The sequence below is a fragment of the Streptomyces sp. NPDC031121 genome (genome assembly GCF_055570615.1).
In genome coordinates this window covers 320,946-342,493 of the sequence record NZ_JBVIGV010000008.1, presented here as the reverse complement: position 1 = coordinate 342,493, position 21,548 = coordinate 320,946, and the positions used below count along the sequence as shown (strand labels likewise).

General features: G+C 73.7%; 18 protein-coding genes and 1 tRNA gene. 6 read left to right on the top strand and 13 right to left on the bottom strand.

Features of this window, described 5'->3' with window-relative positions:
* The first annotated feature begins 151 nt into the window (after positions 1 to 151).
* A complete protein-coding gene (locus tag ACZ462_RS17580; protein WP_467803289.1) occupies positions 152 to 3,442 on the top strand; it encodes a S41 family peptidase in 3,291 nt (1,096 codons plus the stop codon).
* A gap of 52 nt (positions 3,443 to 3,494) precedes the next feature.
* Here ACZ462_RS17580 and ACZ462_RS17575 read toward each other — a convergent pair whose 3' ends face one another.
* The 3 genes from ACZ462_RS17575 to ACZ462_RS17565 are packed head-to-tail and all read right to left on the bottom strand — an operon-like array spanning position 3,495 to position 6,855.
* Positions 3,495 to 4,388, bottom strand: a complete 894-nt coding sequence (locus tag ACZ462_RS17575) for an SDR family oxidoreductase (protein ID WP_467803290.1) — start codon at positions 4,386 to 4,388, stop codon at positions 3,495 to 3,497.
* Positions 4,385 to 5,329 (bottom strand): alpha/beta fold hydrolase, encoded by a 945-nt coding sequence (locus ACZ462_RS17570; RefSeq protein ID WP_467803291.1) that lies wholly within the window; start codon positions 5,327 to 5,329, stop codon positions 4,385 to 4,387. Before ACZ462_RS17570 ends, ACZ462_RS17575 begins: the two co-directional genes overlap by 4 nt.
* Positions 5,326 to 6,855 (bottom strand): flavin-containing monooxygenase, encoded by a 1,530-nt coding sequence (locus ACZ462_RS17565; protein ID WP_467803293.1) that lies wholly within the window; start codon positions 6,853 to 6,855, stop codon positions 5,326 to 5,328. The genes ACZ462_RS17570 and ACZ462_RS17565 overlap by 4 nt, the downstream gene beginning before the upstream one ends.
* A gap of 136 nt (positions 6,856 to 6,991) precedes the next feature.
* Here ACZ462_RS17565 and ACZ462_RS17560 point away from each other — a divergent pair, with 136 nt between their 5' ends.
* Positions 6,992 to 7,738: a MerR family transcriptional regulator gene (locus ACZ462_RS17560; protein ID WP_467803295.1), complete on the top strand. Its 747-nt coding sequence runs from the start codon at positions 6,992 to 6,994 to the stop codon at positions 7,736 to 7,738.
* Here ACZ462_RS17560 and ACZ462_RS17555 read toward each other — a convergent pair.
* On the bottom strand, positions 7,717 to 8,523 hold the full coding sequence (locus tag ACZ462_RS17555; protein ID WP_467803297.1) for an exodeoxyribonuclease III: 807 nt from the start codon (positions 8,521 to 8,523) through the stop codon (positions 7,717 to 7,719). The genes ACZ462_RS17560 and ACZ462_RS17555 overlap by 22 nt on opposite strands.
* 38 nt (positions 8,524 to 8,561) lie before the next feature.
* Here ACZ462_RS17555 and ACZ462_RS17550 point away from each other — a divergent pair, with 38 nt between their 5' ends.
* A complete protein-coding gene (locus ACZ462_RS17550; protein WP_467803298.1) occupies positions 8,562 to 9,053 on the top strand; it encodes a GNAT family N-acetyltransferase in 492 nt (163 codons plus the stop codon).
* Between the two features lie 41 nt (positions 9,054 to 9,094).
* Here ACZ462_RS17550 and ACZ462_RS17545 read toward each other — a convergent pair whose 3' ends face one another.
* Entirely contained in the window at positions 9,095 to 9,586 is a 492-nt protein-coding gene (locus ACZ462_RS17545) for a hypothetical protein (protein ID WP_467803299.1), read from the bottom strand.
* A gap of 296 nt (positions 9,587 to 9,882) precedes the next feature.
* Here ACZ462_RS17545 and ACZ462_RS17540 point away from each other — a divergent pair, with 296 nt between their 5' ends.
* Positions 9,883 to 10,224, top strand: a complete 342-nt coding sequence (locus ACZ462_RS17540) for a hypothetical protein (RefSeq protein ID WP_467803300.1) — start codon at positions 9,883 to 9,885, stop codon at positions 10,222 to 10,224.
* Between the two features lie 296 nt (positions 10,225 to 10,520).
* Here ACZ462_RS17540 and ACZ462_RS17535 read toward each other — a convergent pair.
* From ACZ462_RS17535 to galU, 7 genes are all read right to left on the bottom strand, one after another.
* Positions 10,521 to 10,594 (bottom strand) — tRNA-Ala (locus ACZ462_RS17535).
* Between the two features lie 73 nt (positions 10,595 to 10,667).
* A complete protein-coding gene (gene sepX / locus ACZ462_RS17530; RefSeq protein WP_467803301.1) occupies positions 10,668 to 11,666 on the bottom strand; it encodes a divisome protein SepX/GlpR in 999 nt (332 codons plus the stop codon).
* A gap of 172 nt (positions 11,667 to 11,838) precedes the next feature.
* Entirely contained in the window at positions 11,839 to 12,465 is a 627-nt protein-coding gene (locus ACZ462_RS17525) for a GNAT family N-acetyltransferase (protein WP_467803302.1), read from the bottom strand.
* A 17-nt stretch (positions 12,466 to 12,482) separates the two neighbouring features.
* Positions 12,483 to 12,962 (bottom strand): MogA/MoaB family molybdenum cofactor biosynthesis protein, encoded by a 480-nt coding sequence (locus tag ACZ462_RS17520; protein WP_467803601.1) that lies wholly within the window; start codon positions 12,960 to 12,962, stop codon positions 12,483 to 12,485.
* Positions 12,963 to 13,108: 146 nt separating this feature from the next.
* Positions 13,109 to 13,588, bottom strand: a complete 480-nt coding sequence (moaC, locus tag ACZ462_RS17515; protein WP_114057896.1) for a cyclic pyranopterin monophosphate synthase MoaC — start codon at positions 13,586 to 13,588, stop codon at positions 13,109 to 13,111.
* Between the two features lie 113 nt (positions 13,589 to 13,701).
* Positions 13,702 to 15,042: a molybdotransferase-like divisome protein Glp gene (glp, locus tag ACZ462_RS17510; protein ID WP_467803303.1), complete on the bottom strand. Its 1,341-nt coding sequence runs from the start codon at positions 15,040 to 15,042 to the stop codon at positions 13,702 to 13,704.
* Between the two features lie 4 nt (positions 15,043 to 15,046).
* A complete protein-coding gene (galU, locus tag ACZ462_RS17505; protein WP_467803304.1) occupies positions 15,047 to 15,949 on the bottom strand; it encodes a UTP--glucose-1-phosphate uridylyltransferase GalU in 903 nt (300 codons plus the stop codon).
* A 95-nt stretch (positions 15,950 to 16,044) separates the two neighbouring features.
* On the opposite strand from galU, the gene ACZ462_RS17500 reads away from it, so the two are divergent.
* Positions 16,045 to 16,674, top strand: a complete 630-nt coding sequence (locus tag ACZ462_RS17500) for a 5-formyltetrahydrofolate cyclo-ligase (RefSeq protein WP_467803306.1) — start codon at positions 16,045 to 16,047, stop codon at positions 16,672 to 16,674.
* Here the strand turns inward: ACZ462_RS17500 and ACZ462_RS17495 are convergent.
* Complete coding sequence (locus ACZ462_RS17495; RefSeq protein ID WP_467803308.1) at positions 16,658 to 19,531, bottom strand: penicillin acylase family protein; 2,874 nt, start codon at positions 19,529 to 19,531, stop codon at positions 16,658 to 16,660. The two genes, ACZ462_RS17500 and ACZ462_RS17495, sit on opposite strands and share 17 nt — an antisense overlap.
* Positions 19,532 to 19,762: 231 nt before the next feature.
* Between ACZ462_RS17495 and ACZ462_RS17490 the strand changes: the two genes are divergently transcribed.
* On the top strand, positions 19,763 to 21,364 hold the full coding sequence (locus tag ACZ462_RS17490; RefSeq protein ID WP_467803603.1) for a potassium/proton antiporter: 1,602 nt from the start codon (positions 19,763 to 19,765) through the stop codon (positions 21,362 to 21,364).
* Positions 21,365 to 21,548: the final 184 nt, after the last annotated feature.

The window sequence follows — 21,548 nt, the reverse complement described above, 5'->3', positions numbered from 1 at the left end:
GCAGGGCACCTCCCGTCGGGCGAGACCGTTCCGTTCACGGAAGACGATACCCGTCCGGCGAGCGAAACGAAACCGTTCCGTTTCGCTTACGCCGTGGCCTGGATCACCTGTACGAGTTGCCGGGCCCCCTGGGCGCGGAAAGCATTGGGGGGTGAGCCACGACGTCGCGTACCTCCGCTTCCCCCACCTCCACGACGACCTCCTGTGCTTCGCCGCCGAGGACGACCTCTGGGTGGCCCCGCTCGTCCCCGACGGCGCCTCCCCCGGCCGGGCCTGGCGGATCACGGTGGACCGCACCCGCATCGGCCACCCGCGCTTCTCCCCCGACGGCCGCCACATCGCCTTCACCACCTGGCGCAGCCTGGACCCGGAGGTGCACCTCGCACCCGTCGAGGGCGGGCCGGCCCGCCGGCTCAGCCACTGGGGCGCCACCGACACCCGGGTGTGCGGCTGGACACCGCCCGACAAGGACGGCCGCAGCGACATCCTCGCCGTCTCCTCGCACGGCCAGCCCTTCTCCCACTACGCGTGGGCGTACAGCCTGCCCACCGACGGCTCCCCCGGCGGCCGGCTGCCCTGGGGCCCGGTGTCCGACATCGCCGTGCACGACGAGCCCGCAGCGGACGGCTCCGTCGAGCGGCGCACCCTGCTGCTGACGGGCAAGCCCCCGCACGAGCCCGCCGCCTGGAAGCGCTACCGCGGCGGCGCCACCGGCCGGCTCTGGCTGCACGGCAAGCGGCTGCTGGAGGATCTCGGGGGGCACCTCGACGCGCCCGTGTTCGTCGGCGGCCGCATCGCCTTCCTCTCCGACCACGAGGGCATCGGCAACCTCTACTCATGCCTGCCCGACGGCACCGACCTGCGCCGGCACACCGACCACGACGAGTTCTACGCCCGCCACGCCTCCAGCGACGGCTCGCGCGTCGTCTACCAGTGCGCCGGAGAGCTGTGGCTCGTCGAGGACTTCGGCCCCGAGGGCGTGCCGCGGAAGCTCCAGGTCCGCCTCGGCGGCCCGCGGGCGGGCCGGCGCACGCACCAGGTGTCGGCCGCCCACCACGTCGACTCGCTGTCCGTCGACACGACCGGGCGGGCCAGCGCCGTCGTCGTCCGCGGCAGCCTGTACTGGCTCACGCACCGCGACGGCCCGGCCCGTACGATCGCCGACACGCCGGGGGTGCGGGTGCGGCTGCCGGAGATGCTCGGCACCGGCGGCCAGGTCGCGTACGTCACGGACGCCGAGGGCGAGGACGCCGTCGAGATCGCCTACCTGCCGCGCGCCTCGGGCGACCGGGAGCCGCGCCGGCTGGCCTCCGGGAAGCTGGGGCGCGTACTGGAGCTGGTGGCCGACCCGGACGGGGAGCGCCTCGCCATCGCCTCGCACGACGGCCGGCTGCTGCTCCTCGACGCAGCGGAGGACTCCGCCGGCGAGGTCACCGAGCTGGTCGCGTCGGTCAACGGGCCCGTCACCGACCTGGCGTTCTCCCCGGACGGGGCGTGGCTGGCCTGGTCGCACCCGGGCATCGGACGGTCGCTGCGGCAGATCAGGATGGCCCGCATCTCCGGCCCGGAGCCGCGGACCGTCGTGGACGTGACGAACGGCCGCTTCGAGGACGACCACCCCGTCTTCACCCGCGACGGCCGCTACCTGGCCTTCCTGTCGTGGCGCGGCTTCGACCCGGTCTACGACGTGCACACCGGCGACCTGTCGTTCCCGCTGGGCTGCCGGCCCTACCTGGTCCCGCTGTCCTCGGCGACCCCCTCGCCGTTCGCGTTCACCCCCGACGGGCGGCCCGCGGCGGGCGGACTCGACCCGGTGGAGGGCGAGTCCGGCGAAGGCGACGGCTCGGTGACCGTGGAGGTGGAGGGGCTGGAGAGCCGGGTCACGCCGTTCCCGGTGTCGGCGTCGAAGTACTCGGCCCTGCAGCCGGTCAGCGGCGGCGGGCTGGTGTGGCTGCGCTGGCCGATCTCGGGCGCCCTCGGCGAGACGTTCGCCAACCCGGCCGACACCAGCGGAAAGCCGACCCTGGAGCACTTCGACATCACGAAGGCCCGCAAGACCGAACTGGCCTCCGGGCTGGACTGGTTCGCGGTCAGCGGCGACGGCACCCGGCTCGTCCTCAACGACGACGGCGACCTGCGGGCCGTCCCCGCCACCGAGTCCGGCGACGGCGACTCCACCGTCTACCTCGACCTGCGGCGCATCCTGCACGAGGTGGACCCGCCCGCCGAGTGGCGGCAGGCCTACGAGGAGGCCGGGCGGCTGATCCGCGCCTACTTCTGGGACCCGAAGATGTGCGGCATCGACTGGGACGGGATCCTCGACCAGTACCGGCCACTCGTCGAACGGGTCGCCTCCCCCGACGAGTTCGCCGACCTGCTGCGCGAGGTCCTCGGCGAGCTGGGCACCTCCCACGCCTACGTCTCCCCCTCCCGCCGCAACGAGGGCCCCCCGCACTACCAGCGCCCCATCGGCCTGCTCGGCGCCAACCTGGTCTGCCGCGACGGGAAGTGGGTCGTCAAGCGGATCCTGCCCGGCGAGTCCTCCGACTCCAAGGCCCGCTCCCCGCTGGCCGGCACCGGCATCCGGGAGGGCGCCGTCCTCACGCACGTGGACGGCCGGCCCGTGGACCCCGTGGCCGGGCCGTACCCGCTGCTGGCGGCGGCCGGCGGCACCACCGTCGAGCTGACCTTCGATCCGGCCGAGGGCGAGGGCCCCGCCCGCCGGGTGGCGGTGGTCCCGCTGGTCGACGAGCGGCCGCTGCGCTACCAGGACTGGGTGTCCAAGCGGCGGGCGGTGGTCCGCGAGATCAGCGGCGGCCGCTGCGGCTACCTGCACATCCCCGACATGGGCGGCTCGGGCTGGGCGCAGTTCAACCGCGACCTGCGGATGGAGATGTCCCGGCCCGCGCTGATCGTGGACGTACGGGGCAACGCGGGCGGGCACATCAGCGAGCTGGTCGTCGAGAAGCTGACCCGCTCCATCCTCGGCTGGGACCTGACCCGCGACGCCCAGGCCGTCAGCTACGCCTCCAACGCGCCCCGCGGCCCGATCGTCGCGCTGGCCGACGAGGCGACCTCCTCGGACGGCGACATGATCACGGCGGCGTTCAAGCTGCTCGGGCTGGGCCCGGTGGTGGGGCAGCGGACCTGGGGCGGCGTCGTCGGCATGACCGGCCGGCACGTCCTCGGCGACGGCACGGTCATCACGGTCCCGATGAACGCCGCCTGGTTCGAGGAGCACGGCTGGTCGGTCGAGAACCACGGCGTGGAGCCGGACTTCGCGATCCTGCGGACGCCGCTGGACTGGGCGGAGGGCCGGCACGCCCAGCTGGCGGACGCGGTGCACCTGGCGCTGGAGCTGCTGGAGGCGGAACCGGCCGCGGTCCCCCCGGGCTACACGGACGTACCGGACCTGCGCCGGCCGAAGCTGCCGCCGCGGTAGCGCCCGGGTTCCGGCGGGCGGGCCCCGGGGCGGGGGGCCCGCCCGGCAGCCGTCAGGGCGTGTCGGCGGCGCGGGTGCGCTCCCGCTCGTCGGCGGCCCCGCCCTCGCCGACCAGCCCCTTGGACACCCCGGCCAGGCGCGGCTCGAACCGCCGCACCTCCCGCTGCCCGCCGGCCGCGATCAGCGCGGGCAGGTGGCCGCGTACGCCCTGCATGCCGCGCAGCCACCACTGCGCGTACACGTGCGCCGAGCGGCGCTCGATGCCCGCGACGATCCGGTCGACGGCCGGGCCCAGCGGGTAGGTGCGGTTCGCGGGCCAGGGCAGCCGCTGCCGCAGTTCGCGCATGACGCCGTCGCGGTCGGCGCCGCGCACCATGTCGGTGTCGGTCCACGACAGGTAGCCGACGCCCACCCGGACGCCCTTGTGGGCGACTTCGGCGCGGAGGCAGTGCGCGAACGCCTCCACCCCCGACTTGGAGGCGCAGTACGCGCTCATCATGGGGGCCGGGGTGATCGCGGCGAGGGAGGCGATCTGGAGGAAGTAGCCCCGGCTGTCGGTGAGCAGGGGCAGGAAGGCCCGCGCGGTGACGGCGGAGCCGACCAGGTTGACCTCGATGACCCGGCGCCAGGCGTCGGGGTCGGAGTCGGCGAAGGGCCCTCCCGCTGCCACGCCGGCGTTGGCGACGACGATGTCGGCCCGGCCGAAGCGCTCCCGGACCTCGCGGGCGACGCCGGCCATGGCCTCGTGGTCGGTGACGTCGGCGTGCCAGTGGGCGCTGTCGGTGTGCAGCCGCGCGGACACCTCCTTGAGGGCCTCCGGCTCCAGGCCGACCAGCGCCACCCGCGCGCCGCGCGCGGACAGCTTGCGGGCGAGCAGCTCGCCGACGCCGCGGGCCGCGCCGGTGACGACGGCGACCTGTCCCTGAAGGTTCCTGTGCGCGCTCACGGCGTCCTCTCCTCCTGCTGCTGCCGGGTTTCCTGCGGGCGGGCGAGATGGCGGCGGGCCAGGTCGCGCACCGCGCCCGCCACGGCCTCGGGGGCTTCGACCGGGGTCATGTGCCCCATGCCGGCCAGTTCGGTCAGGCCGACGCAGCGGGGCAGCGCGGCGGCGAGCCTGCGGGCGTGCACGACCGGCGAGAGCCGGTCGGCGGTGCCGCAGAGGACGGCGGTGGGCGCGGTCAGCTCGGCCAGCTGCGCGTCCACGTCGAGTTCGGCGAGGACCCGGGACCAGCCGTGCCGGACGGCGGTGGGACAGGCGTGCACGACACGGGCGCACGCCTCCACCTTGTCGGGCGCGGTGCCGGGGCCCATCGTCGCGTACTTGAGCACCTGCCGGGCCGGCGGGGTGACGGGGCCGAGCGGGGCGCGGGAGCCGAGGAGGGCGCGGGTCAGCCTGGTCCGCAGGCGTCCGGGGCGCAGGGGTACGACGCGGGCCTCGGCGGCCAGGCGGGAGCTGCCCGTGCTGCACAGCAGCACGGCCGCGGCGTGCTCGTCGAGTTCCGGCCGGCCCGCCGCCGCCATGATCGTCATACCGCCCATGGAGTGCCCGGCGAGGACGGCTCGCTCGCCGGGGGCGAGGGCGGCGCGCAGGACGGCCGCGAGGTCGTCGGCGAGGGCGTCGGCGGAGTAGCGGGCGGTGGCGGGGGTGCGGCCGTGGCCGCGCTGGTCGTAGGCGATGACCCGGTGGTCGGCGGCGAGGTCCCGGATCGGGGCGGCCCAGAAGGCGGTGGAGCAGGTCCAGCCGTGGGCGAGGACGACCGGCGGGGCGTCCGGGTCTCCGTGCTCCTCGACGTGCAGCCGGGCCCCGTCGGCGGATACGGCGACCAGTTCGCGGCGGGCGGCGGGCGGCGCGTACCGGCCCGTGGCGGCGTGCGTCAGCCGGCTCATGCGGCGGCCTCTTCCGCGGCGGCCGCGCCGGCCTGGGCGTCGGTGTGCCCGTGCGTGCCGCCCCGGGCGCGGAGGACCTCGTACTCGGCCATGTCGACGGTCTGCGTCAGCCGGCGGAACTCGCCGGTCGTGCCCGGCCAGACGGTGGTGTTGCGGCCCTGCGCGTCCAGGTACCAGCTGGTGCAGCCGCCGGTGTTCCACACCGTCCGCTCCATGCGCGCCTGGACCTGCCGGTTCCAGCGGCCCACGGCCGAGGGGCGGGCGGCGAGGGCGGCCCGGCCGCCGAGGACGTCCAGCTGTCGCAGGTAGTCCGCCATGTAGTTCAGCTGCGACTCGATCATCAGGATCATCGAGCTGTTGCCGAGGCCCGTGTTGGGCCCGATGATCGTCATCCAGTTGGGGAAGCCGGCCGCGGTCGCGCCGCGCAGCGCCTGCATCCCGTCCTTCCAGTGGTCGGCGAGGGTGCGCCCCTCCGCGCCCACGACCCGGTCGGCGATCGGCATGTCGGTGACGTGGAAGCCGGTGCCGAAGACGATGGCGTCGGCCTCGGCCTCGGTGCCGTCGGCGGCGACGAGGACGCTGCCGCGGACCTCCTTCAGCCCGGAGGCGACGAGGTCGACGTGCGGCCGGGCGAGCGCCGGGTAGTAGTCGCTGGAGAGCAGGATCCGCTTGCAGCCGATCCGGTAGGAGGGCGTCAGCTTCGCCACCAGCTCCGGGTCCTTGACGGAGCGCGCGATGTTGGCCTTGGCGAGGGCCTCGATCAGGCCCAGCCTGTTCGGGTGCTTGGTGAACGCGCCTACCTGGAGTTCCCGGATGCCCCACAGCAGCCCGCGGCGGGCCGCCCGCGTGAACGGCAGCTGCCGGTGCAGCCAGCGCTCGGCGGCGGTGATGGCGCGGTCGGTGCGGGGCATCACCCACGGCGGGGTGCGCTGGAAGAGGGTCAGCCGCTGCACGTCGGGGGCGATGGCCGGGACGATCTGGATGGCGGAGGCGCCGGTGCCTACGACCGCGACGCGCTTGCCGCGCAGGTCGTAGTCGTGGTCCCAGCGCGCGGAGTGGAAGACCTTCCCGGGGAACCCGGCGAGGCCGGGCACCTCCGGCAGCTTCGGCTCGGAGAGCGGGCCGGTCGCGGAGACGACGACGTCGGCGGTGAGGGCGCCGCCGGAGGTCTCGATCGCCCAGTGCAGCCGCTCGGCGTCCCAGCGCATCGCCTGTACCTCGTGGCGCAGCCGGATGTGGGGGCGCAGCCCGAAGGTGTCGGCGACGCGCTCCAGGTAGGCCCGGATGTGGGGCTGCCCGGAGAAGGTGCGCGGCCAGTCGGGGTTGGGTGCGAAGGAGAACGAGTACAGGTGCGAGGGGACGTCGCAGGCGCAGCCGGGGTAGCTGTTGTCCCGCCAGGTCCCGCCGACGGAGTCGGCCCGTTCCAGGACGGTGAAGTCCGTGATCCCCTCGCGGCGCAGCCGTACGGCGGCGCCCAGCCCGCCGAAGCCCGCCCCGATGACCGCCACCCGCACGTGCTCGCCCATGCCGCCTCCCAGCCGCCGCACCGTCGCGCCACCCTGCCAGCAATCACTGGCACAATCGGGAGGGTAGAGCAGGACCGTACCGAGGGGTAGGGGTCGCACCCGGAAAGTTACCGCCGGTACGCCATAGGCTTCGGCCGTGGCAGACACGGAAGCGGGGACGACGTTGCGCGAATACCGTACGGAGGAACTGGCCGAGGCCGCCGGCATCCCCGTCCGCACCCTGCGCTTCTACCGCGAGCGCAAGCTCCTGCCGCCGCCGCGCCGCGAGGGCCGCATCGCCTGGTACGACGACCACCACCTGGCCCGGCTGCGCACCATCGCCGCCCTGCTGGAGCGCGGGCACACCCTCGGCGGGATCGCCGAGCTGACGGCCGCGTTCGAGCGGGGGCGGGACGTCGGCCAGCTCGGCGAGCTGCTCGGCATCGGCTGGTCGGAGGAGACCCCGGTCCGGCTCACCCCGGAGGCGCTGGCCGACTACTTCGAGGGCGAGGTCACCCCGGAGAACCTGGCGGCCTCCCTCGACCTCGGCTACGTCGCCACCGACGGCGACGAGATCGTGCACGTCAGCCGCCGCCTCCTCGACGTCTCCTCGGCCCTGGTCCGCGAGGGCGTCCCGCTCGCCGCGGTCCTGGAGACGGGCCGCCGGGTGCGGGGGCACGCCGACGCCCTGGCCGCGCTGTTCGCCGGGCTGGTCGCGGAGCACCTGCCGGACGATCCCGACGCGGTCACGCGGCTGCGGCCGCTCGCGAAGAGCGTGGTCGAGGCGGAGCTGTCCATGGCGATGGACCGCCTGCGGGCGGGGACGGGGCAGGCGGGGACGGGCCCGGCGGAGGCGGCGGGCGAGGACGAGCCCCCTCGGGCTCAGACGGCGCCGAGCCCGTAGACCACCGTCACCGGCGCGTGGTCGGACCACCGCTCCGGGTGCGTCTCGGCCCGCTCCACCCACGCCTTCACGGCCCGGTCCGCCAGGCCCGGCGTGGCGACCTGGAGGTCGATGCGCCACCCGGCGTCGTTGTCGAAGGCCCGGCCGCGGTAGGACCACCAGGAGTACGGGCCCTCCGCGTCCGGGTGCAGCGCGCGCACCACGTCCACGTACCCGGCCTCCGCGTACACCTTGCCGAGCCACTCCCGCTCCTCGGGCAGGAAGCCGGCGCTCTTGCGGTTGGTCCGCCAGTTCTTCAGGTCGGCCTCGCGGTGGCAGATGTTCCAGTCGCCGCACACGACGACCTCCCGCCCGTCCGCCGAGGCCCGCTCCCTCAGCTCGGCCAGGTAGGGCAGGAACGCCTCCATGAACCGGTACTTCTCGTCCTGCCTCTCCGTCCCCGCCTCCCCCGAGGGCAGGTACAGGCTCGCGACGGTCACCCCCGGCAGGTCGGCCTCCAGGTAGCGCCCCGACGCGTCGAACTCGGTGCTGCCGAAGCCGACCTGCACCCGCTCCGGCTCCCGCCGCGTGTACAGCGCGACCCCGGCCCGCCCCTTCGCGGCGGCCGGCGCGAAGACCGTGTGCCATCCCTCGGGCCTGCGGACCTCCAGCGGGATCTGCTCCTCCTCCGCGCGGACCTCCTGCAGGCACACGACGTCGGCGTCCGACCCGGCCAGCCACGGGGAGAACCCCTTCTTGGCGGCGGCGCGGATCCCATTCACGTTCACGGAGGTCACGGTCAGCATCCCAGCACCATAGCCCGACCGTTCCGTACGATGTCCGGATGTCTCACGGGATAGAGATCCGCACCGTGCCGTACGACCACCCGGACGCGGTGAAACTCAACGACGAGGTCCAGCTCGAGTACCAGGAGCGCTACCAGGGCGAGGGCGACGCCACACACCTGGACCCGGCGATGTTCGCCCCGCCGAACGGCCTGTACCTCTTGGCGTACGACGCCTCGGGCACCCCGGTCGCCAGCGGCGGCTGGCGCCGCCAGGACGAGAACCCGGAGGGCTACTCGGACGGCGACGCCGAGCTGAAGCGCATGTACGTCGTCCCGAGCGCCCGCGGCCTCGGCCTGGCCCGCCGCCTCCTCGCGGAGCTGGAGGCCGACGCCCGCGCCGCCGGCCGCACCCGCATGGTGCTGGAGACCGGCGACAAGCAGCCCGAGGCGATCGCCCTCTACCTCTCGGAGGGGTACGCGATGACGGCCAAGTTCGGCTACTACCGCGAGTACGACTCCAGCCGCTGCATGGCCAAGCCCCTCTCCTGACGCCCGCATGCCCGCCCGCCCGACGTCCGGGCGGGCGGCCCCTAGCCCCGGAGCCGGAGCCGGAAGTCCGGGCAGACGTCCGGGTCCGGGTCGTCGTAGACGAAGGTGCGCTTGGCGTCGATGCCGATGGAGAGCCTGTCGAGGGTGTCGCCCCGCATGATGCCCTCCGGTTCGGCGAAGTCCAGGAGGAGCGTGGTCCGGTCCCATCCGTGCCCCGCCGGGTCCACCACCCAGGTACCGGACCCGCTGAAGGCCTTGCCGAGATGGGCGTGGAAGGAGCTGTCCCCAGTGGGCCAGTTCTCCACGGTGAAGCTGCCGCCATGGGCCGTCCCCGGGGTGAGGGCCAGCGTCAGACGGACGCCCTTCGCCTCCAGCTCACCGTCGAACGTCCCCGCCAGCTGCGCCGCACCCGCCGTGTCCGCGGCCTCCGGGACGCACCGCTCGAACACATCGGAACCGCACCCGGTGAGCAGCCCGGCCACAGCGGCCAGCGCCGCCACCCCTGCCGCCACCCGCACCCTGCGCCGGCCCATCGGTCACTTCCCTTCCGCGGGGACGCGCCCGGTCGCGATCGTCTGGTCGCCCGTGGAGAACACGCGCCGGCCTTCCCGATCCGGCGACGACGGCAGCCGATCGGGCTCAGGCAGCGTGCCGTCAGCCGTGCACACAACTCCCTGTCTGCGAACGCAAGCATGCGAACACCAAATCGAGCCCACCCTAGCCCAGCCCCCGCCACCCCCTCCCACCCCACAACCCATCAGCAAACGCCGCCCGCCCTGGACACACTCCCCAGAACCCCTCGCAACGAGCAGGCACACCGGAGCCACGAATGAACGAACGCCCCCACCACAACGCACGAGCCGCACAAGCCGGATGGGGCTGTGTGGCCGCCCCGGCAGCCGGTATGGCCACCGGCGCGCTCGGTTCGGTACTGCTGGCAGCCGCCTGGCGGGCGTGCGACGCCGGGCTGAACGGCGCGGCCAACGGTCTCGCGCTGACCCTCTACGGAGCCCTCCTCGCGACTGCGGCCACGGCATGGTGGGGATTCCTCCTCGGCCACACAGCGCGCCGAAGCCCCACAACCGCCCTCACAGCCGGCGTGATCGGCACTGCGGCCATGGTGTGGGTCTTCGTATCCCTCCTCCAAACCCCCACCGGCTACCACTGCTGACAGACGCACCCCAGGCCGGCCTGCCGCCGCCGCCGAGAACGCCGAAGATCGACACCCGCATCTGAAACCGGCACCGCGGGCCGCGCTCCGTCATGCCCACGGACGGTCGGAAGCGCCGCGTCCATGCGAGCCACCCTCGGCAATCCCCTCCGGCCGACGCTTGGAGAGTGACTGCGACAGGCCGAGCAATCGGACACCACCTCGAACACCCCCCGGAAACGCCGAAATCCCGCCCGATCTTTCGATCGGGCGGGATTCCCTGACGTTCGCGAGAGCTACTCGCGGACTGTCGTTTGTGGACCTGTGGGGATTTGAACCCCAGACCCCCTCGATGCGAACGAGGTGCGCTACCAGACTGCGCCACAGGCCCTTGCGACGTGTGAAACATTAGCATCCCCGCGTCGCAGCACCAAAATCCGTTCCCGGCGGCGGCCCTGCGGGTGTCATTCGTTGGCGGCGCGGGGGCGGTCGTCGCTTTCGTACTGGTCGAACAGGGGGGTGCGGCCGCGGGGGCGCGGGGGGTGCGGGGCGGCCGGTTCGGGCTTGGGTGCGGCCGGCTGGGCGCGCAGGCGGGGGTCCGTCGGCTCGGCGGTGCTGGAGCGGGTCGCGCTCCAGGCGTCCGGGGCGGCCGGGCCGGTGGCGCGGGGGGCGACGGGGGCCGTCACGTACGTCGGCAGCGGCACGGGGACCGGCTCCCAGCTCTCGCCGCGGGCGGGCCCGCGCTCCCGCTCGCGCTGCTGGTCCACCCACTCGGCGTGGTCGGTCTGCTCGACGAGCGCGCGACGGCCCGCCTCCTGCGGGGAGACGGGCGGGGCGGGCTCGGGGTCGGCGCCGGGGGGCTCCTCGGGCTCGCGGCGGCGCTGGCGGCTCTCGCGCAGCTGCCGGGCCGCGGCCTCGGCGCGCCGCCGGTCCATCGTGAACTCGTAGCGCCGGCGCTCCTGGGCGCGCAGGTACGCGATGTACGCGCTGAGCAGGATCGCCGGCCCGGCCGGCGCCCAGAGGTAGGCGACGCCGCCGACGGCGGCGACGATCGCGCCGAGGGTGAAGACGAGGAAGAGCAGCGCGGTGGTGCGGCGGCGGCGGGCGAGCACCTGGAGGCGCTGTTCGCGCCGGTGCCGCTCGGCCGCGGCCGACCGCGGCTCGGTCCTGGTCGGGGACATGCCGAGGGCCCGGGCGTCGGCGTCCACGGAATTCACCGTTTCCGTCGCGGCGTCCGGATCCGCGTGGTACTGGGGCTCCGCCTCCTGGCCACCGCGTTCACGCAGCCCCTTGGCGTAACGGCGCTCCATTCCCGCCCGGCCGGAAAGCAGCCGGATGGCAGTGGAGAAGCGTTCCGTCGGACGGGCCTCGTTCAGCTCGTCCTGCCTCCGGAGCCACATGGGCACCAAGTAGGCGGCCCAGGCCCCCACGATGACTGCGTAGATGAGGCCGCTGCTGCTCACACCCCACACGGTAGAGGGACGCGGGCGGGGGAATCCGCCAATTGGACCGGTGTGTCGCACGAACTGGCTGATATCACCGACTTTTTTTGCGACTCTTCGGATCAGGATATGGGCGAACCGGTTCCGAGAGGGTATTAATTCGAACGTATATTCGAATTACAGCGGCGTTGCTTTACGGCGCCGCCGGGCCCGCCCCCGTCCCGTTCCGCTGTCCCCGCGTGCGGTGCCAGCGGGCCAGAAGGCCCTCCGGGATCTCCTCCGCCGTGAGCGCGTACACCAGGTGGTCGCGCCACGCGCCGTCGATGTGCAGGTAGCGGGGCCGCAGCCCCTCCTCCCGGAAGCCGAGCTTCTCGACGACGCGCCGGCTCGGGCCGTTCTCGGGGCGGATGCACACCTCGATGCGGTGCAGGCCGACCCTGCGGAAGCAGTGGTCCACCGCGAGCGCGACCGCCGTGGGCATGACGCCCCGCCCGGCTACCTCGCGGTCCACCCAGTAGCCGACGTGGCCCGCGCACATGGAGCCCCAGGTGATCCCGGCGACCGTCAGCTGCCCGACGAGCCGCCCCTCGTACTCGACGACGAACGGCAGCATCCGGCCCGCGTTCGCCTCGGCCCGCAGGTGGCGGACCATCTGCCGGTACGTGGGCCGCTCGACGACCGGCCCCCACGGCGCGCGCGGCGGGATCGTCGCCTCCCAGGGCCGCAGCCATTCCCGGTTGCGGCGGTTGACCTCACGCCAGGCGCTGTGGTCCCGCTGCCGTATCGGCCGCAGCGTGACGCCGCCGTCGGTCAGCACCACCGGCCAGGTGGGGCCGTTCAGCTCGGGCTCCCCGACGGCCGGGGGTGGTCGCCGCCGCGGAGCTGGTCCACGGCGTGCGGCAGGATCCGGGAGAGGACGGCGAGGCCGTCCCGGACGCCGCCCGTCGAGCCGGGCAGGTTCACGATCAGGGTGCGGCCGGCGACGCCCGCGAGGCCGCGGGAGAGGGCCGCCGTCGGCACCTTCGCGAGGCCCTCGGCCCGGATGGCCTGCGGGATGCCCGGCACCTCGTAGTCCAGTACGCGGGCGGTGGCGTCCGGCGTGCGGTCGGTCGGCGAGATGCCGGTGCCGCCGGTGGTGAGGATGACGTCGTACCCCGCGGCGACGCCCTCGCGCAGCGCCTCCTCGACGGGGCCCCCGTCGGGGACGACCCGCGGGCCGTCGACGGCGAAGCCGAGGCCCCGCAGCCCCTCCGCCAGCAGCGGGCCGCCCTTGTCCGCGTACACGCCGGCGGAGGCCCGGTTGGAGGCCGTCACCACGAGCCCTCGCGGGGCCGCGGCGCCGCTGCCGGGGGCCGCCGCCCAGGCCCCGCCCGCGGCCGGCGGGACGGGCACGGCGCCGCCGCCACCCGCGTCCCCGCCGTGGCTGTGGCTGTGGCTGTACGCGTCGCCGCCGCGCGGGGCGCTCACGCGCGCCTCCAGTCGCCCGACTTGCCGCCCGTCTTCTCCTCGACGCGGACGTCGGTGATGACGGCGCCCTTGTCGACCGCCTTGACCATGTCGACGACGGTCAGCCCGGCGACCGCGACGGCCGTCAGCGCCTCCATCTCCACGCCCGTCCGGTCGGCCGTCTTCACCGTCGCGAGGATCTCCACGGCGTCGTCGGCGACCGACAGCTCCACCTTCACGCCCGAGACGGCCAGCGGGTGGCAGAGCGGGATCAGGTCGGGCGTCTTCTTCGCCCCCATGATCCCGGCGATCCGCGCGGTGGCGAGGGCGTCGCCCTTGGGCACGCCCTCCCCGCGCAGCAGCCCGACCACCTGCGGGGAGACGAGGACGCGCCCGCTGGCGCGCGCCGTCCGCGTCGTGACGTCCTTCTCCGAGACGTCCACCATCCGGGCCGCTCCGGCCTCGTCGATGTGCGTCAGCCTGTCCTGCGTGTTCATGGGTCCGTGCCGCTCCCGCTCCCGGGCCCCGAGGGGGCCTGTGTGGTGCAACACGCTACCCGCACCCGCCGCCGCGCGGCCGCTCCGGGGCGGGGGTGCGGGGTGCGCGGGCGTCAGCCGAGCAGCACCACGTCGAGCTCGGCGCCCGGCTCCACCGAAGTGACGTCCTCCGGTACGACCATCAGCGCGTCGGCGTGCGCCAGCGCGGCGATCAGGTGCGACCCGGAGCCGCCGACGGGGCTGACGGTGCCGGCCTCGGGGCGGTGGGCGCCGCGCAGGAACTGGCGGCGCCCGGCCGGCGAGGTGAGGGCCTTGTCGGCGTCCAGCCGGGCCCGCACCACGGGCCGGCCGACGTCCGGCAGGCCCATCAGGGTGCGGATGGCGGGCCGGACGAACAGCTCGAAGGAGACGTACGAGGACACGGGGTTGCCGGGGAGGGCCAGCAGCGGGGTGTGGTCGGGGCCGATGGTGCCGAAGCCCTGCGGCTTGCCCGGCTGCATGGCGATCTTCCGGAACTCGACCCGCCCGGCGTCCGCCCCGCCGTCGGCCGCGCCGGCCGAGGACAGCGCCTCCTTGACGACGTCGTACGCGCCGACGCTGACGCCTCCGGTGGTGACCAGCAGGTCGGCCCGGACCAGCTGGTCCTCGATGGCCGCCCTCAGGGTCTCGGCGTCGTCGGCGACGGCCCCGACCCGGTAGGCGATGGCGCCGGCGTCCCGGGCGGCGGCGGCCAGCGCGAAGCTGTTGGAGTCGTAGATCGACCCGGAGGTGAGCGCCTCCCCCGGCTGGACGAGTTCGCTGCCGGTGGACATGACGACCACGCGGGGCCGCGGCCGCACCCGTACGGTGCCCCGCCCGATGGCCGCGAGCAGCGCGATCTGCGGCGGCCCGAGGACGGTGCCCGCGGCCAGGGCCAGGTCGCCGGCCCGGACGTCGCTGCCGCGCGCGCGGACGTGCGCCCGCGCCTGCGCCGGCCGGTGCACCCGCACCTCGCCGCCCGCGCCCTCGGGGGCGGCGCTCGCCGGGGCCATCGCGGCGGCCGCCCCGGCGCCGGTACCGCCGTCGGTCCACTCGACGGGGACGACGGCCTCCGCGCCGGGCGGCAGCGGGGCCCCGGTCATGATCCGGGCGGCCTGGCCGGGGCCGACGGCGGGCAGCTCGCCGCTGCCGGCCGCGACGTCCCCGATGACGGTGAGCACCGCGGGGAACTCCTCGCTGGCACCCTGCACGTCGGCGGTGCGGACCGCGTACCCGTCCATCGAGCTGTTGTCGAAGGGCGGGAGCGCGACGGGCACGGTGACGTCCTCGACGAGGACGCAGCCCTGTGCGTCGAGCAGTTGGAGCTCGATCGGCTCCAGCGGCCGGACGGCCGCGAGGATGTCAGCGAGGTGCTCGTCCACCGACCACAGCCGGCTGCTGCCGGCGTCCTGCTGCGACGCGTCAGGGCTGCTCAAGGTGCTACATCTCCTCCGTGACGTAACGGTGAAGCCAGGTGCGGAACTCGGGGCCCAGGTCCTCGCGCTCGCACGCGAGGCGGACGATGGCCCGCAGGTAGTCGCCGCGGTCCCCGGTGTCGTAGCGGCGGCCCCGGAAGACCACGCCGTGCACCGGGCCGCCGACGGTCTCGTCGGCGGCCAGCTTCTGCAGGCCGTCGGTGAGCTGGATCTCCCCGCCGCGGCCCGGCTCGGTCTCCCGCAGTATGTCGAAGATCGCGGGGTTGAGGACATAGCGTCCGATGACGGCGTAGTTGCTGGGCGCCTCGGCCGGGTCCGGCTTCTCGACGAGGCCGGTGACGCGGACGACGTCCGCCTCGTCCGTCGGTTCGACGGCCGCGCAGCCGTACAGGTGGACGCTGGCCGGGTCGACCTCCATGAGGGCGACGACGGTGCCGCCGGTGCGCGCGTGGACCTCGGTCATCCGGCGCAGCAGCGGGTCGCGGGGGTCGATCAGGTCGTCGCCGAGGAGGACGGCGAAGGGCTCGTCGCCGACGTGCGGCTCGGCGCACAGGACGGCGTGGCCGAGGCCGCGGGGGTCGCCCTGGCGGACGTAGTGCATCGTCGCCAGGTCGCTGGACTCCTGCACCTTCTTCAGCCGGTCGTCGTCGCCCTTGGCGGTGAGGGCGGACTCCAGTTCGTAGTTGCGGTCGAAGTGGTCTTCGAGGGCGCGCTTGTTACGTCCTGTGATCATGAGCACGTCGTCCAGGCCGGCTGAGACGGCCTCCTCGACGACGTACTGGATGGCCGGCTTGTCCACGACCGGGAGCATTTCCTTGGGCGTCGCCTTCGTCGCCGGAAGGAAGCGGGTGCCGAGGCCCGCGGCAGGGATGACTGCCTTTTTGATCACGGGGTGCAACTGAGTCATGGGCAGAACCATAGTGGGTGATGTCGTGGCCCCAGCTTGGATTCCGGCAATTACGTCATGGTCTGAGTCGATTTGAAGGGATAACTGAGACCGCTGTGGTTGAGAACCCGCCGAACGCGTCGAACCCGTCCGAAAAGGCGCTGCTGCGCCGCACCCTGCTGGCCGCCCGCCGCGCCCTGCCCCCCGAGGCCCTGGCCGGCGCGGCGCGCGCACTGTCCCGCTCCGCCCTCGCCCTGCCCGAACTCGCCGGGGCCCGCACCGTGGCGGCGTACGTCTCGATCGGCAGCGAGCCGGGCACTCGGGACCTCCTCGACGCGCTCCGCGCGGCCGGGAAGCGGGTGCTGCTGCCCGTCCTGCTCCCCGACAACGACCTGGACTGGGCGGTGTACGAGGGCCCCGGCTCCCTCGCCGAGAGCGTCCGGCCGGGGTTCATGGCGCTGCTGGAGCCGGCCGGCCCGCGGCTCGGCCCCGAGGCGGTCGCCGGCGCCGACGCGGTGCTGCTGCCGGGCCTGGCCGTGGACCGCCGCGGCATGCGCCTCGGGCGCGGCGGGGGCTCGTACGACCGGGTGCTGGCGCGGCTGGAGCGGGCGGGCGCGCATCCGGCGCTGGTGGTGCTCCTCTACGACGGCGAGGTGGTCGCGCGGGTCCCGGAGGAACCGCACGACCACCCCGTCCAGGCGGTGGCCACCCCCTCGGGGGTGGTCAGGTTCACGGCTTCAGCGTGAGGGTCTCCACCGTCGCCCGGTCCACGGCCTCCTTGCCGAAGGGCCAGTCGAGCAGCTCTCCCTTGGCCCAGAGCGTCGTCTGGTCCGTGTAGTTGCCGTGGTAGGCGTGGCCCGAGGCACCGGTGAGGTTGATCCAGCGGGACTTGTCGAGGTCGTGGAGGTTCACGACCATGCGCATCGACGGGACCCAGGTGACCCCGTAGCCGCCGGAGGCGTTCCAGCCGGTCGCGTTGACGGTGGCCTCGCCGCCGCCGAGGTTCCACGGGCCGCGGTTGAGGAGCCACCGCATGAAGCCGGGGCCCTCGGTGCCGATCGTCTGGTTCTTCAGGTTCAGCTGGTGCAGGCGGCCCCAGCTCCAGGTGGACTGGTCCTTGCCGAGCTTGGCGGTCAGCTCCCAGCGGGCGTCGACCATGGCGCGGGCGAAGAGCTGGTCGCGGGTGGTCGCCGCGGGCTTGTTGCGGACGGCCGGCGAGTGCCACCAGGTCGACTTCTCGTCCTTGACGAGGCGGCGCACCACCTCGAACCAGCGGTCGCCGCCGTCGGGCTGCGCCGAGTCGGCGTCGCGGGCGCCGCATTCGCGGACGACCTCGGCGAGGTCGTCGGCGGGGCCGCTGCTGGTGTCGTGGACGTTCAGGCAGCTGCCCTCGATGCGCAGCTCCTTCGGCATCTTGTCGGCGAAGGCCAGCTTGAGGATGTTGCGCCAGACGGCGTTGAAGTAGGCCGCCGCCGCCGAGTCGGGCTCCTGCGTGTAGTTCCAGCCGTCGAGGAGCTTCTGCGCGGCGCGGACGTCCGGGTCGTTGATCTCGATCTTCGACAGCATCGGGGTGAGCAGCGCGGCGATCTCGCTGCCGTTGTCCATCTGCATGGCGCGCATGTCGTCGGTGGAGATCTTGCCGTTGTCCTTGGTCTTCGCCTCGATGAGGTCGTTGATCCGCTGGCTGCGGGCGCCGTAGCCCCAGTCGGACGTCAGGGCGTACGGGTACTTGCCCGCGCCGGTGCCGCTTTCGACGACGGCCTGGTTGGCGGTGACGATGTAGCCGCGGGCCGGGTTGAAGTCGTAGGGCATCTCGTCCTGCGGGATGTAGCCCGCGCTGCCGTCCTTGCCGCCCTTCCAGGCGTACTTGGAGTCCCACCCGGGGGCGGGGGTGCGGCCGTCGCCGGCGCCGCGGATCGGGATGCGGCCCGGGGCCTGGTAGCCGATGTTGCCCTCGCGGCCCTTGCTGTCGGCGTAGATGAGGTTCTGGGAGGGCACCTCGAAGTCGCGGGCGGCCTCCCGGAAGGACGCGAAGTCCTTGGCGCGGTTGAGCTTGAAGACAGCGTCCATCGACTTGCCCGGGTCCAGGGCGGTCCAGCGCAGGGCGACGGCGTAGCCGTTGCCGCGGTCGGGGGCGGCGCCGGCCACGGGGGCGCGGGCGCCGACGGTGTCGAGCTCGTCGCTGCGGTCGGAGATCAGGGGTCCGTTGTTGGTGGTGCGGACGGTGATCTTCTTGCTCTTCTCGCCCGCGATCCTGATCTCCTCCTCGCGGGTCTCGAAGGGGATGACCTTGTTGTCGTAGACGTACCCCTCGGGCTTGACCTGCTCCAGGTAGAGGTCGGTGACGTCGGCGCCGAGGTTGGTCATGCCCCAGGCGATGTCCTTGTTGTGGCCGATCACCACGCCCGGCATGCCGGAGAAGGTGTAGCCGGAGACGTCGTACTGGCACGCGGCCGAGACGGCGCGGCAGTGCAGGCCCATCTGGTACCAGACGGACGGCAGCTGCGGGGAGAGGTGCGGGTCGTTGGCGAGCAGCGGCTTGCCGGTGGTCGTGTACTTGCCGGAGACGACCCAGGAGTTCGAGCCGATGCCGCTGCCGTTCGGGCCGAGGATCGCGGGGATCTCGTCCAGGGTCTTCGACAGCGCGGTCAGGCGGGTGCGCAGGCCCGCGCTCGCGCCCGGGGCGCCGGCGGTCTCGGCGAAGCCGTCCGCGGCCGGGGCCGGGCCGGTGGAGACCGGGGAGGCGGGCGTCGTCTGGGGGCGGGAACCGCCGGTGCCGGTGCCACCGGAGCCCGGACCGGTGCCGGAGCCGCCCGCGGAGCCGGAGCCCGTGCCGCCGCCCTGCGGGGTGTACCTGCCGCCCTCGATCCGGCCGCCCTCGACGATCGCCTTGTTGCGGTCGAAGGGGTAGGGCGGGTACAGCTCCTCGATCTGCTGCGGGGTGAGCTTGTTCGCCAGGAGCGCGCGGTCGATCTCGTCCTGCATGTTGGAGCGCAGGTCCCAGGCCATGGCCTTCAGCCAGGCCACCGAGTCGACAGGGGTCCACTGCTCGGGCCGGTAGTCGTCGCTGAGCTTGAGGGCGGCGTGCTCGACGGAGAGGTCCTTGCCGGACTTGCCCTTGAGGTAGGCGTTGACCCCGTCGGCGTAGGCCTGGAGGTACTTCTTCGTCTCGTTCGAGAGCTTGGTCTCGTACTCGGCCTCGGCGACGCGGCGCCAGCCGAGGGTGCGCAGGAACGCGTCCGTCTCGACCTGGCCGGGGCCGAACATCTCGGAGAGCCGGCCGGAGGTCATGTGCCGGCGGACGTCCATCTCCCAGAAGCGGTCCTGGGCGTGGACGAAGCCCTGCGCGCGGAAGAGGTCGTCGTCGTTGTCGGCGTAGAGCTGCGGGATCCCGTGGGCGTCGCGCTTGACCTCGACCGTCCCGGTGAGGCCGGGCACGGAGAGGGTGCCGCTCGTCTGCGGGAACGAGGCGCGGATGGTGTCCGCCCCCCAGTACGTCCCGTACCCGAAGCCCGCGAGGAGCCCCAGGACCAGAACGAGCACGATCAGACGGGCGCGTCGTCCCTTCTTCTTGGCGGAAGGGGCGGTTTCGTTGGCGGGCATCGCTGTCCTTCGAGGGGCAGGGTGGTCCTGGGAATGCTGAGAGCAACCATAGGCGCAGGACCGGCCGCGTTGATCCGGCAGGGGTCGAGGGTCCTCAGGACAGGCCCGAACAGGGGTTTCACAATGTGGGTATCGCGTAAAGGACACGTCAAAGATTAGGTAAGGTAACGAAGAATCACCGCCGGTCGCCCGGAGGAGGATCCGCCAGGCGCGTTGAGGGAGGGCCGCCCGCTGACCGTCCACACGCTCAATGCACTCCTGCTCGCCTGCTCGCTCGTGCTCCTCGTCGCCGTGGCGGCGGTCCGCCTCTCCTCGCGCAGCGGCCTCCCCAGCCTGCTCCTCTACCTGGGCATCGGGATCGCGATGGGGCAGGACGGCATAGGGAACATCGCCTTCGACAACGCCGAGCTGACCCAGGTCATCGGGTACGCGGCCCTCGTCGTGATCCTCGCCGAGGGCGGCCTCGGCACCCAGTGGAAGCAGATAAGGCCGGCCCTGCCGGCGGCGGCCGTGCTGTCGCTGTTCGGCGTCGCGGTGAGCGTCGGCGTGACGGCCGCGGGAGCGCACTACCTGGTCGGCCTGGAGTGGCGGCAGGCCCTGCTGATCGGCGCGGTCGTCTCCTCGACCGACGCGGCGGCCGTGTTCTCCGTACTGCGGAAGGTACCGCTCCCCTCCCGGATCACCGGGGTGCTGGAAGCCGAGTCCGGCTTCAACGACGCGCCCGTCGTCATCCTGGTCGTCGCCTTGTCGGCGGCGGAGCCCGTCCACTCCTGGTACGTCCTGGTCGGCGAGATCGCGCTGGAGCTGGCCATCGGCGCGGCGATCGGCCTCGCCGTCGGCTTCCTCGGCGCGTACGGGCTGCGGCACGTGGCGCTGCCCGCCTCGGGCCTGTACCCGATCGCCGTCATGGCGATCGCGGTGTCCGCGTACGCGGCCGGCGCGATGGCGCACGGCTCGGGCTTCCTCGCCGTCTACCTGGCCTCCGTGGTGCTGGGGAACGCGAGGCTGCCGCACTGGCCGGCGACGCGCGGGTTCGCGGACGGGCTCGGCTGGATCGCCCAGATCGGCATGTTCGTCCTGCTCGGCCTGCTGGTCACGCCGCACGAGCTGGCCGGGGACTTCTGGCCGGCGGTGGTCATCGGCCTGGTGCTGACGATGGTGGCGCGGCCGCTGTCGGTGTTCGCCGGCCTGCTGCCGTTCGCGCTGCCCTGGCAGGAGAAGGCCCTGATGTCGTGGGCGGGCCTGCGCGGCGCCGTCCCCATCATCCTGGCGACGATCCCCCTGGTGACGGGCATCGAGGGCAGCGACCGCGTCTTCAACATCGTCTTCGTGCTGGTCGTCGTCTACACGCTGGTCCAGGGGCCGACGCTGCCCTGGGTGGCGCGGAAGCTGAACCTGGGCGCCGGCGACGAGACGGCCGCCGACCTCGGCATCGAGTCCGCCCCGCTGGAGAAGCTGCGCGGGCACCTGCTGTCCTTCTCCATCCCGGCGGCCTCGCGGATGCACGGCGTCGAGGTGAGCGAGCTGCGGCTGCCGCCGGGCGCCTCGGTGACGCTGGTGGTCCGGGACTCCGAGAGCTTCGTGCCGCTGCCGTCGACGGTGCTGCGGCGGGGGGACGAGCTGCTGGTCGTGGCCACGGACCCGGTGCGGGACGCGGCCGAGGCGCGGCTGCGGGCGGTGGCGCGGGGCGGCAAGCTCGCGGGATGGCTGGGGACGGGCAACGGGACGGGCCACGGCGCCGGGCGCCGGGCAGGGCACGGGCCGGGGCGGGGGCCGGCGCAGGGGCCCGGCCGCGGCGCCGGGCTCCGGCGGCGGCACCGCCCCGGAGGGTGACCCTCCGCGGGGTCCCCGGCGCCTTGTTTCGAGGGGGTCGGGGGGCCCGTACGGCTTTGAACGGCGCTCAAGTTCGGCCATTTTCGATGGATTATGCAGGGCTTTGCCCTCATTCCGTGGTCCACGGACGGTGAAGTTCCGGCTTAATCGCAGGCAAAGGCACGACTTGTCAGCGGAATCACAG